Annotated in this window: 14 protein-coding genes; 13 read left to right on the plus strand and 1 reads right to left on the minus strand. The window is 65.8% G+C overall.

Annotated elements, in window-relative coordinates; translation table 11 throughout:
* The first annotated feature begins 1 nt into the window (after nt 1).
* The 13 genes from uvrA to LDO14_RS09700 all read left to right on the plus strand — a co-directional run bounded on the left by uvrA (nt 2) and on the right by LDO14_RS09700 (nt 14,498).
* Nucleotides 2-2,926, plus strand: a complete 2,925-nt coding sequence (gene uvrA / locus LDO14_RS09640) for an excinuclease ABC subunit UvrA (protein WP_223995067.1) — start codon at nt 2-4, stop codon at nt 2,924-2,926.
* Between the two features lie 79 nt (nt 2,927-3,005).
* Nucleotides 3,006-3,722, plus strand: coding sequence for an HAD hydrolase-like protein (locus LDO14_RS09645; RefSeq protein ID WP_026266193.1), 717 nt, complete (start codon nt 3,006-3,008; stop codon nt 3,720-3,722).
* Entirely contained in the window at nt 3,709-4,377 is a 669-nt protein-coding gene (locus LDO14_RS09650; protein WP_026266192.1) for a lysophospholipid acyltransferase family protein, read from the plus strand. Before LDO14_RS09645 ends, LDO14_RS09650 begins: the two co-directional genes overlap by 14 nt.
* Nucleotides 4,378-4,463: 86 nt before the next feature.
* Nucleotides 4,464-6,464: an excinuclease ABC subunit UvrC gene (gene uvrC, locus LDO14_RS09655; RefSeq protein ID WP_223995069.1), complete on the plus strand. Its 2,001-nt coding sequence runs from the start codon at nt 4,464-4,466 to the stop codon at nt 6,462-6,464.
* An 86-nt stretch (nt 6,465-6,550) separates the two neighbouring features.
* Nucleotides 6,551-7,474 (plus strand): RNase adapter RapZ, encoded by a 924-nt coding sequence (gene rapZ, locus LDO14_RS09660; RefSeq protein WP_018771982.1) that lies wholly within the window; start codon nt 6,551-6,553, stop codon nt 7,472-7,474.
* Nucleotides 7,474-8,493, plus strand: coding sequence for a uridine diphosphate-N-acetylglucosamine-binding protein YvcK (yvcK, locus tag LDO14_RS09665; protein ID WP_018771981.1), 1,020 nt, complete (start codon nt 7,474-7,476; stop codon nt 8,491-8,493). Before rapZ ends, yvcK begins: the two co-directional genes overlap by 1 nt.
* Nucleotides 8,494-8,502: 9 nt before the next feature.
* Nucleotides 8,503-9,483, plus strand: coding sequence for a DNA-binding protein WhiA (gene whiA, locus LDO14_RS09670; RefSeq protein WP_015937022.1), 981 nt, complete (start codon nt 8,503-8,505; stop codon nt 9,481-9,483).
* Nucleotides 9,484-9,585: 102 nt separating this feature from the next.
* A complete protein-coding gene (locus tag LDO14_RS09675) occupies nt 9,586-10,212 on the plus strand; it encodes a superoxide dismutase (protein WP_018771980.1) in 627 nt (208 codons plus the stop codon).
* A 261-nt stretch (nt 10,213-10,473) separates the two neighbouring features.
* Entirely contained in the window at nt 10,474-11,484 is a 1,011-nt protein-coding gene (gene gap, locus LDO14_RS09680; protein WP_018771979.1) for a type I glyceraldehyde-3-phosphate dehydrogenase, read from the plus strand.
* Nucleotides 11,485-11,494: 10 nt separating this feature from the next.
* On the plus strand, nt 11,495-12,721 hold the full coding sequence (locus LDO14_RS09685) for a phosphoglycerate kinase (protein WP_056390232.1): 1,227 nt from the start codon (nt 11,495-11,497) through the stop codon (nt 12,719-12,721).
* A 123-nt stretch (nt 12,722-12,844) separates the two neighbouring features.
* Nucleotides 12,845-13,660, plus strand: a complete 816-nt coding sequence (gene tpiA / locus LDO14_RS09690; protein ID WP_223995071.1) for a triose-phosphate isomerase — start codon at nt 12,845-12,847, stop codon at nt 13,658-13,660.
* 48 nt (nt 13,661-13,708) lie between these two features.
* Nucleotides 13,709-13,966, plus strand: coding sequence for a preprotein translocase subunit SecG (secG, locus tag LDO14_RS09695; protein ID WP_018771976.1), 258 nt, complete (start codon nt 13,709-13,711; stop codon nt 13,964-13,966).
* Nucleotides 13,967-14,102: 136 nt separating this feature from the next.
* Nucleotides 14,103-14,498 (plus strand): RNA polymerase-binding protein RbpA, encoded by a 396-nt coding sequence (locus tag LDO14_RS09700; protein WP_026266190.1) that lies wholly within the window; start codon nt 14,103-14,105, stop codon nt 14,496-14,498.
* Here the strand turns inward: LDO14_RS09700 and pgl are convergent.
* Nucleotides 14,451-15,221: a 6-phosphogluconolactonase gene (gene pgl / locus LDO14_RS09705; protein ID WP_263422505.1), complete on the minus strand. Its 771-nt coding sequence runs from the start codon at nt 15,219-15,221 to the stop codon at nt 14,451-14,453. The genes LDO14_RS09700 and pgl overlap by 48 nt on opposite strands.
* Between the last annotated feature and the right edge of the window lie 13 nt (nt 15,222-15,234).

Below are 15,234 nucleotides of genomic sequence, written 5' to 3' on the forward strand. Positions count from 1 at the left end.
GGTGCCTAAAGCCGTAGCTGAAGAAACCCCTGCCCCCTCCACGTCCTTCGCGGTCCCTGCCGCCGCCGCCCCGCAGCGCCCGGACCTCTCCCGCCTCGTGGTGAAGGGCGCGCGGGAGCACAACCTGCGCAACGTGGACCTCGACCTGCCGCGCGACGCCATGATCGTCTTCACCGGCCTCTCCGGATCCGGCAAGTCCTCGCTGGCGTTCGACACAATCTTTGCCGAAGGCCAGCGCCGTTACGTCGAATCGCTGTCCGCCTACGCACGCCAGTTCCTGGGCCAGGTGGACAAGCCCGACGTCGATTTCATCGAAGGGCTCTCCCCGGCTGTATCCATCGACCAGAAATCCACCAGCAAGAACCCGCGGTCCACTGTAGGTACCATCACCGAGATCTACGACTACATGCGCCTGCTGTGGGCGCGCGTCGGCAGGCCGCACTGCCCCGTCTGTGGTGAACCCGTGTCAAAGCAGACGCCGCAGCAGATTGTGGACCAGCTCCTCGAACTCGACGAGGGAACCCGCTTCCAGGTCCTGGCGCCGGTGGTGCGTGGCCGCAAGGGCGAGTTCGTGGACCTCTTCAAGGAACTCACCGCAAAGGGCTACTCCCGGGCGCGGGTGGACGGCAACCTCGTCCAGCTCAACGATCCCCCCAAGCTGGGCAAGCAGTTCAAGCACACCATCGAAGTGGTGGTTGACCGCCTGGTGGTCAAGGAAGGCATCAGCCAGCGGCTCACCGACTCCATCGAGACCGCGCTGGGACTGGCCGAGGGCCGGGTCCTGGCGGAGTTCGTCGACGTGGACGCGGACGCCCCCGAAAGGATCCGGGCGTTCTCCGAGAACCTCGCCTGCCCCAACGAGCACCCCCTGGCCATCGACGAAATCGAGCCGCGCTCCTTCTCGTTCAACAACCCCTTCGGCGCCTGCGCCGCCTGCAGCGGCATCGGCACCCGCCTCGAGGTTGACGAGGAACTCATTGTTCCCAACCCGGAACTCTCCCTGTCGGAGGGAGCCATCGCGCCCTGGTCACTGGGTACTGCCACCACGGAGTACTGGAACCGGCTCCTCGAGGGCCTGGCCAAGGAGGTTGGCTTCTCCATGACCACGCCGTGGGAGAAGCTGGGCAAGGACGTGCGCCAGACCATCCTGCACGGCAAGGACCACAAGGTGGTGGTGCAGTACCGCAACCGCTTTGGCCGCGAACGCAAGTACAGCACCGGGTTTGAAGGCGCCATCCAGTACGTCCACCGCAAGCACGGCGAGACCGATTCCGACTGGGCCCGCGACCGCTACGAGGAGTACATGCGGCAGGTTCCCTGCCCCGCCTGCAACGGCGCGCGGCTCAACCCGGCATCCCTGTCGGTGCTGATCAACGGCAAGTCCATCGCCGAGGTTGCCGCCCTGCCCATGCGGGACTGCGCGGATTTCCTCAACAACCTGGTGCTGACCGGGCGCGAGGCGCAGATCGCCCACCAGGTCCTCAAGGAGATCCAGGCCCGCCTGACCTTCCTGCTGGACGTGGGGCTGGAATACCTCAACCTGGAGCGCCCCTCGGCCACCCTGTCCGGCGGCGAAGCGCAGCGCATCCGGCTCGCCACCCAGATCGGCTCCGGCCTGGTGGGCGTCCTCTACGTCCTGGATGAACCCTCCATTGGGCTGCACCAGCGGGACAACCGCAGGCTCATCGAAACCCTCACCCGGCTCCGCGACATGGGAAACACCCTGATCGTCGTGGAGCACGACGAGGACACCATCCACGTGGCCGACTGGATCGTGGACGTCGGACCCGGCGCGGGCGAGCATGGCGGCCAGGTGGTCCACTCGGGGACCTACAAGGAGTTGCTGGAGAACAAGGAGTCCCTGACCGGCGACTACCTGTCCGGCCGCAAGGCCATCGAGGTGCCCCGGAAGCGGCGCAAGTACGACAAGAAGCGCGAGATCAAGGTATTGGGCGCACGGGAGAACAACCTCCTGAACGTCGACGCAGCCTTCCCGCTGGGTCTTTTCACCGCGGTGACGGGCGTGAGTGGTTCGGGCAAGTCCACCCTGGTCAATGAAATCCTCTACAAGGTGCTGGCCAACAAGCTCAACGGCGCCAAGCAGGTGGCCGGACGGCACAAGACGGTCCAGGGCCTGGAGCACCTCGACAAGGTGGTCCATGTAGACCAAAGCCCCATCGGCCGCACGCCGCGGTCCAACCCGGCCACGTACACCGGTGTCTTCGACAACATCCGCAAGCTCTTCGCCGAAACCACCGAGGCCAAGGTCCGCGGCTACCTGCCCGGCCGTTTCTCGTTCAACGTCAAAGGCGGCCGCTGCGAGGCCTGCTCCGGCGACGGCACGCTGAAGATCGAGATGAACTTCCTGCCTGACGTGTACGTCCCCTGCGAGGTGTGCCACGGTGCGCGCTACAACCGGGAGACCCTGGAGGTGCACTACAAGGGCAAGACCATCGCCGACGTCCTCAACATGCCCATCGAAGAGGGCGCCGAGTTCTTCGCGGCCTTCTCGCCCATCGCACGGCACCTGAACACCCTGGTGGACGTGGGACTCGGGTATGTCCGCCTCGGACAGCCCGCCACCACCCTCTCCGGCGGTGAAGCGCAACGCGTCAAGCTCGCGGCGGAGCTGCAGAAGCGCTCCAACGGCCGCAGCATCTACGTCCTGGACGAGCCCACCACTGGCCTGCACTTCGAGGACATCCGCAAGCTGCTGATGGTCCTTCAGGGGCTGGTGGACAAGGGGAACACGGTGATCACCATCGAGCACAACCTGGACGTCATCAAGAGTGCCGACTGGCTGGTTGACCTCGGGCCCGACGGCGGTTCGGGCGGCGGCCAGATTGTCGCGGCCGGAACGCCGGAGCAGGTGGCCAAGTCCGGCACCAGCCACACCGGGAAGTTCCTGGCCGAGATACTCGGCTGACCGGAGGAAATTCCACGGAAATATTCCTCACGGGGAATGCGAGTTTCAGGCACTCCTGCTGTCATGAGAAACTAACCCGGTGACTTCAACAACAGTGCCCGTGATCTTTGACCTGGACGGCACTCTTGTCGACCCGGCAGGTGGCATAACCGAGGGGATTGCCGCGGCCCTCCGCGGACTGGGGCTCCCGGTTCCCGGCCAGGACCTGCTCAACGCGATGATCGGCCCCAAGCTGAGCGATTCCCTGCTCAACGTGGCAAAGGTACCGGCGGACCGCCTGGAAGAGGTGGTCCGCCGGTACCGCGAACACTACGTGGCCACCGGAATCGCCCAAAGCCGGCTGTACCCGGGCATCCGCGGGATCCTTGAATCCTTCGCCGCAGCGGGCCGGCCTGTGGCAGTAGCCACCCAAAAGCCACAGCGTCTGGCGCATACGGTGCTGGCGCATCATGGCATCGACGGCCTCTTCCACGGAATCCACGGCTCCGGCGATGACGAAGCGGCAGTGGACGGTGTTCCCCTGGGCAAGACCCAGATCATCGCCGCCGCCCTGCGGGATCTGGACACGCAGCACGCCATTATGGTGGGGGACCGCGCCCAGGACGTGTCCGGGGCCATCGCCAACGGACTGGACTGCATCGGCGTCGCATGGGGGTTCGCTCCGGACGGGGAACTGGAGGAAGCCGGCTCCGTGGCTGTCGTCAGCACCGATGAGGAGCTGGTCGCGGTCATCGAGCGTCTGCAGGCCGTCCACGTCGCGGCAATGAGCGGGGTGAGCAACGATGGAAATGTTTGATGCCGTCCGCTGGACCACCCGCAACCTGATCTCCGGCACCTGCCGGCCCACCGTCGTCGGGCTGGACAATGTCCCCTCCGACGGCCCGTTTATCGTGGCTCCCAACCACCTGTCCTTCTTCGACAGCGTGATCGTCCAGGCATTGATGCCGCGGCCGGTCGCCTTCTTCGCCAAAGCCGAATACTTCACCACCGGCGGCGTCAAGGGCAAGGTCATGAAGGCGTTCTTCGAATCCGTGGGCTCCATTCCGGTGGAGCGCGGCGAACAGGCCGCAAGTGTCCAGGCGCTCAAGACACTGCTGGACATCCTGGAGTCAGGCCGCGGCATCGGCATCTACCCTGAGGGAACCCGTTCCCGGGACGGCATCCTCTACCGGGGACGCACCGGGGTCGGCTGGCTGGCGCTCACTACCGGGGCGCCGGTGATTCCCGTGGGCCTGATCGGCACCGAGAAGCTGCAGCGCGCCGGCGAGAAGGGGGTCAGGCCGCAGCACTTCACCATGAAGGTGGGGGAGCCGCTGTACTTCGACAAGACCGGCCCGGACCACTCCCTGCCTGCCCGCCGCGAGGTCACGGACCGCATCATGGACGCCATCGCCGAACTCAGCGGCCAGGAACGTTCGGCCAGTTACAACCAGAGCAAGACCCCGGAATAGCCGGCAAGCCGGCCAGGGACAGCCGGAACGGACCCCGTCCTGGCCGGCTGGCAGGGAGACCCGGCGCGACTCAGTAGACTTGATAGGTGGCAAATCCAGCAAGTTACCGGCCCAAAACCGGTGAAATCCCCACCAACCCGGGCGTATACCGGTTCCGTGATCCGCACGGCCGGGTCATCTATGTGGGCAAGGCGAAAAGCCTGCGGTCCAGGCTGAACTCGTATTTCGCCAACCCGGCCGGACTGCTGCCCAAGACCTATGCCATGGTGCACGCGGCCAGCAGCGTCGAGTGGACGGTCGTTGGCAGCGAACTCGAGTCGCTGCAGCTGGAATACACCTGGATCAAGGAATTCAAGCCCCGGTTCAATGTGGTGTTCCGGGACGACAAGACCTATCCCTACCTCGCCGTGACCATGAACGAAAAGTACCCCCGGGTACAAGTCATGCGGGGGGACAAGCGGAAGGGGACCCGCTACTTCGGCCCGTACACCGCCGGGGCCATCCGCGAGACCATGGACACCCTGCTCCGCGTCTTCCAGGTCCGGAGCTGCAGCGCCGGCGTCTTCAAGCGGGCGGAGGCCAGCGGGCGGCCGTGCCTGCTGGGATACATCGACAAGTGCTCCGCGCCCTGCGTGGGCCGGATCTCGCCGGAGGACCACAAGGCACTTGCCGAGGATTTCTGCGCCTTCATGGGAGGCGAGGCCAAGCGGTTCATCAACAAGCTGGAAAAGCAGATGGCCGACGCCGTGGCGAAGCTGGACTATGAGCACGCCGCCCGGCTCCGCGACGACATCACGGCCCTGCGCAAGGTCTTCGAACGGAACGCCGTGGTGCTGTCCGAGGACACGGATGCAGACGTCTTCGCCCTGCATGAGGATGAGCTGGAAGCCGCCGTCCAGGTGTTCCACGTCCGCGGCGGCAGGATCCGCGGCCAGCGCGGCTGGGTGGTGGAAAAGGTGGAGGATTTCACCACTCCGGACCTGGTGGAGCACCTGCTCCAGCAGGTCTACGGCGAGGACGGCGACACCCATGGCCGGCTGCCGCGCGAAGTCCTGGTGCCCGTGGCGCCCAGCAACGCGGAGGACCTTGCCAAATGGCTGGGCGGCATCCGTGGCGCCAAGGTGGACATCCGGATGCCGCAGCGCGGAGACAAGGCGGCGCTAATGTCCACCGTCCGCGAGAATGCCGAGCACGCGCTGAAGCTGCACAAGACGCGGCGCGCCGGGGACCTCACCGTCAGGTCCCAGGCCCTCCAGGAACTCCAGGAGGCACTGGACCTGCCCGTGCCCCTGCTCCGGATCGAATGCTTCGACGTCTCCCATGTCCAGGGCACCAACGTGGTGGCATCCATGGTGGTGGTGGAGGACGGGCTGCCCAAGAAGTCGGACTACCGCAAGTTCTCCATTACCGGCCCCGCGGCCGCCGATGACACGGCGGCCATGCATGATGTCCTGACCCGGCGGTTCCGGCACTACCTGCAGGACAAGTCCGCGCAGGTGGACGAATCCGTCCTGGCATCCGACGGCCTGGAACCGGACGCGGACAGCGCCGTGCTGGACACCACCACTCCTGCCCCCAAGGCCAGGTTCGCCTACCCGCCCAACCTGGTGGTGGTGGACGGCGGGCAGCCACAGGTGAACGCAGCGGCCCGCGCCCTGAAGGACCTGGGCATCGACGACGTCTACGTGGTGGGCCTGGCCAAGCGGCTGGAGGAGGTGTGGCTTCCGGACAGCGACTTTCCCGTCATCCTGCCCCGGACCTCCCAGGGCCTGTACCTGCTCCAGCGGATCCGTGACGAGGCGCACCGCTTCGCCATCACCTTCCACCGGCAAAAGCGCGGCAAGGCCATGACCGTGTCCGCGCTGGACGCTGTTCCGGGCCTGGGCGCCTCCAAGCGCAAGGCCCTGCTGGCCCACTTTGGATCGGTCAAGGGCGTGAAGGCCGCAACCGTGGAAGAGCTTTCGCAGGCAAAGGGGATTGGTCCGGCACTCGCCAGCGCCATCGTGAACCACTTCGCCGCTGACGGGCCCGAGGCCGTTGCCGTGCCCGCGATCAACATGACCACCGGCGAAATCATCGAGACTTAGCGGAGTTCCCGGAAATTTAGCTAGGGTAAAGGACGGGCAGTGCCATCACGGCTGCCGGTGGACAACGAGGAAACGGGGCAGGCTTCATGGCAGACACGACGGCGGGATCCGGAGCGGATCAGGACGGGCTGGAGCCCGTCAAACCGCTCGAAGCGGAACTGCTGGTGGTCACCGGAATGTCCGGCGCCGGGCGGAGCACCGCCGCGGACGCCCTGGAGGACCATGGCTGGTATGTCGTGGAGAACCTCCCGCCCCAGATGCTGGGCACGCTGGCGGAGCTTGTTTCGCACGCCCCGCAGTCCATCCCCCGGCTGGCAGTGGTGATCGACGTCCGCAGCAAGGGCCTTTTCGCGGACATCCGCGCAGCCCTGGGCGCACTCGCCGCGAGCGGTGTCACCTTCCGCGTCCTGTTCCTCGACGCCAGCGACAACGTCCTGGTCCGGCGGTTCGAACAGGGGCGGCGGCCCCATCCGCTGCAGGGCGGCGGACGGATCCTGGACGGCATCGCTGCCGAACGTGAGCTGCTGCAGGAACTGCGCGACAGCTCCGACGTCGTCCTCGACACCTCCAACTACAACGTCCACGGGCTGGCCACCGCCATCACCGAACTGTTCAGCGAAACCGGTCCGGTGGCGCTTCGGCTGAATGTCATGAGCTTTGGCTTCAAGTACGGCCTGCCGGTGGACGCCAACTATGTGGCCGATGTCAGGTTCATCCCCAACCCGCACTGGGTACCGCAGCTGCGCCCGCTGACGGGCCTGGACAAGGACGTCAGCGACTACGTGCTCGAGGCCGAAGGCGTCAAGAACTTCGTGGACCGGTATGTCCTGGCACTCGAACCCGTCCTGGAGGGCTACCGCAGGGAGAACAAGCACTACGCCACCATCGCCGTCGGCTGTACGGGCGGCAAGCACCGCTCCGTTGCGGTCGCCGTGGAACTTTCCAAGAAACTTGCGCAGTACCCCCGGGTCACGGTGACCACCGCGCACCGGGATCTGGGCCGCGAATAATGGCACTTTTCACCGGAGCACTGCCCCTGGTGCCGCCTGCCGCCGGCAAGGGCTCGGGCCAGCAGGACAAGGGCCCCAACGTGGTGGCCCTGGGCGGCGGCCACGGCCTTGCGGCCTCGCTGTCCGCGCTCCGCCTGCTCACCTCCGAACTCACCGCTGTGGTCACAGTGGCGGACGACGGCGGGTCGTCGGGGCGTCTGCGCGAGGAGTACGGTGTCCTTCCGCCGGGAGACCTCCGCATGGCGCTGTCTGCGCTCTGCGACGACACCGACTGGGGCCGTACCTGGCGCGATGTCATGCAGCACCGGTTCCGCGCCGCAAAGGGACCCGGCGGATCGCTGGACGAGCACGCCATGGGGAACCTGCTGATCGTCACGCTCTGGGAACTGCTGGGGGACACCGTCGCAGGGCTCAAATGGGCGGGTGCCCTGCTGGGCGCCCGCGGCCAGGTCCTGCCCATGTCCACCGTGCCACTCACCATTGAAGGTGATGTGCGCGTGACCGCACCTGACGGCTCAACCGCGCTGCAAACCATCCACGGCCAGGCCCGCTGTGCCGTGGCAGGCTCACTCGAGGAGGTCCGCCTCCTGCCGAAAGCGGCGCCGGCCTGCACGGACGCCCTGACGGCCATCGAACTGGCGGACTGGGTGGTCCTGGGTCCGGGCTCCTGGTACACGTCCGTCCTGCCGCACCTGCTCCTGCCGGAGATGCGCCAGGCCCTCTGCAGCACCCCCGCCAAACGCTGCCTGACCATGAACCTTGCCACGGACACCAAGGAAACCACGGGCATGACGGCGGCGGACCATCTCCACGTCCTGCGGCGCTACGCGCCGGAGTTCAGCGTGGACGTGGTCCTGGCCGATCCCACCTCCATACCGGACCGCCGGGAGTTCGAGAAGGCCGCCGGCATGATCGGCGCAGAGGTGGTCTTGGGTAAAGTAGGGGCGTCGGGACGCCGCCCTGTCCACGAGCCGCTGCGGCTGGCGACGGCGTACCAGGACATTTTTGGGAACAGTTAGGAAGGTGCCATGGCACTGACAGCATCAGTCAAGGAAGAACTGTCCCGTCTGGACATTAAGAAGTCATCAGTGCGCAAGGCTGAGGTTTCCGCCATGCTCCGGTTTGCCGGGGGACTGCACATCATCTCCGGCCGGATCGTCATCGAGGCGGAAGTGGACCTGGCCTCTACGGCGCGCAGGCTCCGTGCCGCCATCGCAGAGGTCTACGGACACCAAAGCGAAATCATCGTCGTTTCCGCCGGCGGACTCCGGCGCGCCAGCCGCTACGTGGTCCGCGTAGTCCGTGACGGCGAGGCGCTGGCACGCCAGACCGGCCTCCTGGACGGACGCGGACGCCCCGTGCGCGGCCTGCCGTCCGCCGTCGTGAACGGTTCCGCGGCGGACGCCGAGGCCGTCTGGCGCGGGGCCTTCCTGGCCCACGGCTCCCTCACGGAACCCGGCCGGTCATCATCGCTGGAGGTCACCTGCCCGGGGCCGGAATCCGCCCTGGCCCTGGTGGGCGCGGCCCGCCGCCTGGACATCCAGGCCAAGGCCAGGGAAGTCAGGGGAGTGGACCGGGTGGTGATCCGCGACGGTGACACCATCGCCGCACTCCTGACCCGCATGGGAGCCCACGACGCCCTGATGGTCTGGGAGGAGCGCCGCATGCGCAAGGAGGTCAGGGCAACCGCCAACCGCCTCGCCAACTTCGACGACGCCAACCTGCGCCGTTCCGCACAGGCAGCGGTGGCGGCAGGGGCAAGGGTGGACCGGGCACTGGAAATCCTCGGCGACGACGTTCCGGACCACCTGAAGTACGCAGGCGAACTGCGGGTGGCGCACAAGCAGGCCAGCCTGGACGAGCTGGGCCGCCTGGCCGACCCCGTCATGACCAAGGATGCTATTGCCGGCAGGATCCGCCGGCTGCTGGCCATGGCGGACAAGCGCGCCCTTGACCTGGGCATTCCCGGAACGGACGCCAATGTGACGCCCGAAATGCTGGACGAGTAACCGCCCCATAGAATCAAAAATAATTCCGGGCACCAGCTGCCCGGATGCACAATCCGAGAGTTACCAACCGGGCCTGACGGGTCCACGATATTGGAGGATTTTGTGACCGAGTACGTATTGCCGGAACTCAGCTACGACTACGCCGCCCTCGAACCGCACATTTCCGCGCGGATCATGGAACTGCACCACAGCAAGCACCACGCCGCCTACGTGGCAGGCGCCAACAACGCCCTCGCCCAGTTGGCCGAGGCGCGCGAAAAGGGCGACTTCGCCAACATCAACCGGCTTTCCAAGGACCTCGCGTTCCACACCGGCGGCCACATCAACCACTCCGTGTTCTGGAAGAACCTCTCCCCGGACGGCGGCGACAAGCCCGAGGGCGAGCTGGCTGCCGCGATCGATGACGCCTTCGGCTCCTTCGATGCCTTCCGTGCACAGTTCTCCGCCGCTGCCCTGGGCCTCCAGGGATCGGGCTGGGGCTTCCTCGCCTACGAGCCCATCGGCGGAAACCTCGTCATCGAGCAGCTGTACGACCAGCAGGGCAACACGGCACTGGGAACCACCCCGCTGCTGATGCTGGACATGTGGGAGCACGCCTTCTACCTGGACTACGTCAACGTGAAGGCCGACTACGTCAAGGCCTTCTGGAACATCGTCAACTGGGCGGACGTTGCCAAGCGATTCGAGGCAGCACGCACCAACGCCACGGGACTCATCACCCTCCCGTAGTGGGCGGCACCATACCCTGCTGTAACAAACTTCACATTCGGACTTAAACCACCCGCAATGTGGACCGTCCGCCCCCGCACTTGCGGGGGCGGACCCAGTTAAACGTAAGATAGGTCACGGAAGGCGGTTAGCCTTCAGCAATGAGGCTGGTCGCCCTCCGTTTGTAAATCATCTCTGCCCAATGGCGTGCGGGATCTGTTAGTTGGCTTGATAGCCCGCTCAACTAGTTGTGCTTCTGAAAGCACCAAGGAGACTGAAAAAGTGACGACCCGTATTGGTATCAACGGCTTTGGCCGTATTGGCCGCAACTACTTCCGCGCAGCCCTGGCACAGGGCGCCGACCTGGAGATCGTTGCAGTCAACGACCTCACCAGCCCCGAAGCCCTGGCCCACCTGTTCAAGTACGACTCCGTGGGCGGCCGCCTGAAGGAAACCATTGAGGTCAAGGACGGCAACATCGTCGTCAACGGCAACGTCGTCAAGGTACTGGCTGAGCGCGACCCCGCCAACCTCCCCTGGGGCGAACTGGGAGTGGACATCGTCATCGAGTCCACCGGCTTCTTCACCAAGGCCGCCGATGCCCGGAAGCACATCGATGCCGGCGCCAAGAAGGTCCTGATCTCCGCTCCCGCCTCGGACGAGGACATCACCATCGTGATGGGCGTGAACCACAACCTGTACGACAACGCCACGCACCACATCATCTCCAACGCCTCCTGCACCACCAACTGCCTCGGCCCGCTGGCCAAGGTGGTCAACGACGAATTCGGCATCGAACGCGGCCTGATGACCACCGTCCACGCCTACACCGCAGACCAGAACCTGCAGGACGGCCCGCACAAGGACCTGCGCCGCGCCCGCGCTGCCGCCATCAACATGGTCCCCACTTCCACCGGCGCCGCCAAGGCCATCGGCCTGGTCCTGCCTGAGCTGAAGGGCAAGCTGGACGGCTACGCCATCCGCGTTCCCGTGCCCACCGGCTCGGCCACCGACCTCACCGTCACCGTCTCCCGCGAGACCACCGTGGAGGAAGTCAACGCAGCCCTCAAGCGCGCCGCCGAATCCGAGGAACTGCAGGGCTTCCTGACCTACACGGACGAGCCCATCGTGTCCTCCGACATCGTCGGCGACCCCGCATCCTCCATCTTCGACTCCGGCCTGACCAAGGTCATCGGCAACCAGGTCAAGGTTGTTTCCTGGTATGACAACGAATGGGGCTACTCCAACCGCCTCGTAGACCTTACGGAGCTTGTCGCATCCAAGCTGGGCTAGGGTTAGACACATGACATCTCACACCCTCAACGAACTGATCGCTGAAGGTGTCCGCGGGCGGTACATTCTGGTTCGAAGCGACCTGAATGTGCCGCTCGACGGCTCTACAGTCACTGATGATGGCCGTATCAAGGCCTCCCTGCCAGTGCTGCAAAAGCTCACGGACGCCGGTGCCCGCGTGCTGGTAACAGCCCACCTCGGACGCCCCAAGGGCGCGCCGGAAGACAAGTACTCCCTCCGCCCCGCAGTGGACCGCCTCGCCGAACTGGCAGGCTTCAAGGTCACCCTTGCAGCCGACACCGTCGGCGATGCCGCCAAGGCAGCCGCCGCGTCACTGCAGGACGGTGAAGCGCTGGTCCTCGAGAACGTCCGCTTCGACGCCCGCGAAACCAGCAAGGACGACGCTGAACGCGGAGCCTTCGCGGATGAGCTCGTGGCGCTCACCGGCGGCAACGGCGCCTACGTGGATGACGCCTTCGGCGCCGTCCACCGCAAGCATGCCAGTGTCTATGACGTCGCCACCCGGCTTCCGTCATACCAGGGCGACCTGGTGCACACCGAAGTGGAAGTCCTCCGAAAGCTGACCACCGACACCCAGCGCCCCTATGTGGTGGTGCTCGGCGGCTCCAAGGTCTCGGACAAGCTCGCGGTCATCGACAACCTGATCGGCAAGGCTGACACCATCCTGGTGGGCGGCGGCATGCTCTTCACGTTCCTGGCGGCAGCAGGCCACAAGGTTGGCTCCAGCCTCCTTGAGGAGGACCAGATCACCGTCGTCAAGGACTACCTGAAGCGCGCGGCCGATGCCGGCACGGAATTCGTTGTCCCCACGGACGTTGTGGTGGCAGAGAAGTTCGCCGCCGACGCCAGGCACGAGACCGTGGCAGCCGACGCCATTGAAGGCAGCAGCTTCGGCGCCCAGGGCATCGGCCTGGACATTGGGCCGGATACAGCGGCTGCCTTCTCCGAACGGATCAAGGGCGCGCGGACAGTCTTTTGGAACGGCCCCATGGGTGTCTTCGAATTCGAGGCATTCTCGGCCGGCACCCGTGCAATCGCCCAGGCCCTCACCGAAACCGGCGGGTTCACCGTGGTGGGCGGAGGGGACTCCGCTGCCGCTGTGCGCACGCTGGGTTTCAGTGATGACCAGTTCGGACACATTTCCACTGGCGGCGGCGCCAGCCTGGAATACCTTGAAGGCAAGGAACTCCCCGGCCTCAGCGTCCTGGACCGGTAGGGCCAGGCCGGTAGAACCACCGCTGCTTTCCCAGCAGTAAACGGACTTCGCAGTCCTCCGGCCGGCAGGTTGCCCGCGGCAGCCTGCCGGCCGCACACATATCAAGAACTTTTTGGAGATTACGTGACTACGTCAACGAACGGCGCTTTCGACCGCAAGCCCTTCATCGCGGGCAACTGGAAAATGAACATGGACCACGTCCAGGGCATCACGCTCCTGCAGAAGCTGGCCTGGACCCTCTCCGACGCCAAGCACGACTACAGCCGCGTCGAGGTGGCCGTCTTCCCGCCGTTCACGGACCTCCGCGGTGTCCAGACCCTGGTCCAGGGCGACGACCTGCAGGTCGCCTACGGCGGCCAGGACCTGTCCCAGTTCGATTCAGGAGCCTACACCGGCGACATTTCCGGGCAGTTCCTGAACAAGCTCGGCTGCAAGTACGTCCTGGTGGGCCATAGCGAACGCCGCACCATCCACAACGAAACCGATGACGTCCTCAACGCCAAGGTCAAGGCCGCCTTCAGGCACGGGGTCACCCCGGTCCTCTGCGTCGGCGAAGGCCTTGAGATCCGCCAGGCCGGAACCCACGTCGACCACACGCTGCAGCAGCTCCGTGCCGGAGTGTCCGGCCTGACGGCCGAACAGGCCGCCGAACTGGTGGTGGCCTACGAGCCCGTCTGGGCCATCGGCACCGGTGAAGTGGCAGGACCGGAGGACGCACAGGAAATGTGCGCCGCCATCCGCGCCGAGCTGGAATCGCTGTTCGGTGCCGGGACAGCCGGCAAGACCCGCCTTCTCTACGGCGGTTCGGTAAAGGCCAACAACGCGGCAGCGATCCTGCAGGAACGCGACGTGGACGGCCTGCTGGTGGGAGGCGCAAGCCTCGACCCCGCCGAGTTTGCTAATATTGTCAGGTTCGAGAGCCACCTGGTCGCGGACTAGTCCCCAGCCAGCGAAAACTCCCGCAATCCCAACTTCTGAAAGGCCGTCGTGGACGTTCTTCATGTCATTCTGCAGATCCTCCTGGGCATCACCAGCCTCCTGCTGACTCTGCTGATCCTCCTGCACAAGGGACGCGGCGGCGGGTTGTCCGACATGTTCGGCGGCGGCATGAGCTCGGGCCTCAGCTCTTCAGGCGTGGCAGAACGGAACCTCAACCGCTTCACCATCATCCTGGGCGTGACGTGGGGCGTGGTGATCATCGCCCTTGGCCTGATCATGCGGTTCAGCGGGACCGGGGATTCCTGACCCCTGCTGTACAAGGTCCTTTAGGCCCTGCCGCCCGGTAGGCCTGCCAATTAGACTGTGGCTGTCGGTTCACCCGGCGGCCACAGTCTTGTTTAAGCTGCAGGTCCCCGGCGTCCGCTTCGAGGCAGGAGTCGTAATGGTCCATCCGTCATCAGGCTTCCGGGGCACCCGCGCCGGGGTTACTGCAGGGTCCGGGTCGAGCCTGCAGTCCAACGACTCGTCCCCGCGCCCTCTTCCCCGTATCCGGGTGTCCTATTGGTGTGCCAGGGGGCATGAGACGCAGCCCGTGTTCCTGAAGATGCCCGAGGACCAGATTCCCGCGACGTGGGACTGCAGGCGTTGTGGCGGACCCGCCACCAGGGACGGACGGGCCGCGGCTGCTGACGACCCTTTCGACGACGGCTACAAGAGCCACCTGGAATACGTTAAAGAACGGCGCTCCGCCCAGGACGCCGAAGACGTCCTGGCCGGAGCGCTGGAAAAGCTACGCGCCCGCGGCGTCCTTCCGGACCAACTGCTGCGGGACACGTGAGGCTGCATTCTCGTCAATCAACCACAGGGTACGGGACGTTCCACGGGGGCCGGACGCCGGTACCTGCACAGGGTTGGCCCCGGCCAGGGCCAGCCCCACAGCTCCTGCCTTGTCCTCACCGGCCACAACCATCCAAACCTCCGCCGCCGTATTGATGGCGGGAAGGGTCAGCGAGATCCGCAGCGGCGGCGGCTTGGGGGAGTTCCTGACACCCACCACCGTGCGCTCCTTTTCGCGGATGCCGGCCTGTTCCGGAAACAGCGATGCGATGTGTGCGTCGGGCCCCACCCCGAGCAGCACCACGTCCAGCCGGGGGAGCGAGGACGGCTCCTCCGGCCGGTCGTCGGACATGTCGGCCGCGTGTTCGTCTGCTGCGGCTTCCCGCAGCTGGCGGGCGTAGTCCTCGGCGGCTTCCTCCGGAGTGCCGAACTCATCCGAAGAACCAGGGGAGTGCACCCGGTCCGGATCGACGGGGATGTGGGACAGCAGTGCGTCGAACGCCTGCCTGGTATTCCGCTCAGGATCGGCAGACCCGACGAATCGTTCGTCGCCCCACCAGAAGTTGACCTTGGACCAGTCGACGGCGGGCGCTGCCGGTGAGTCCGCAACCGCCTTCAGCGTGCCGATCCCCACGGTTCCCCCGGTGAGCACCACGGTGGCTTCGCCGTACTTGTCCTGCACATCAACGAGCTTGGTGATCAGGCGGGCCGCGATGGCGGCCATGAGGACGGACGAA

Origin of the sequence: Arthrobacter sp. NicSoilB11, from assembly GCF_019977375.1 — a bacterium.
Classification (GTDB): Bacteria; Actinomycetota; Actinomycetes; order Actinomycetales; family Micrococcaceae; genus Arthrobacter.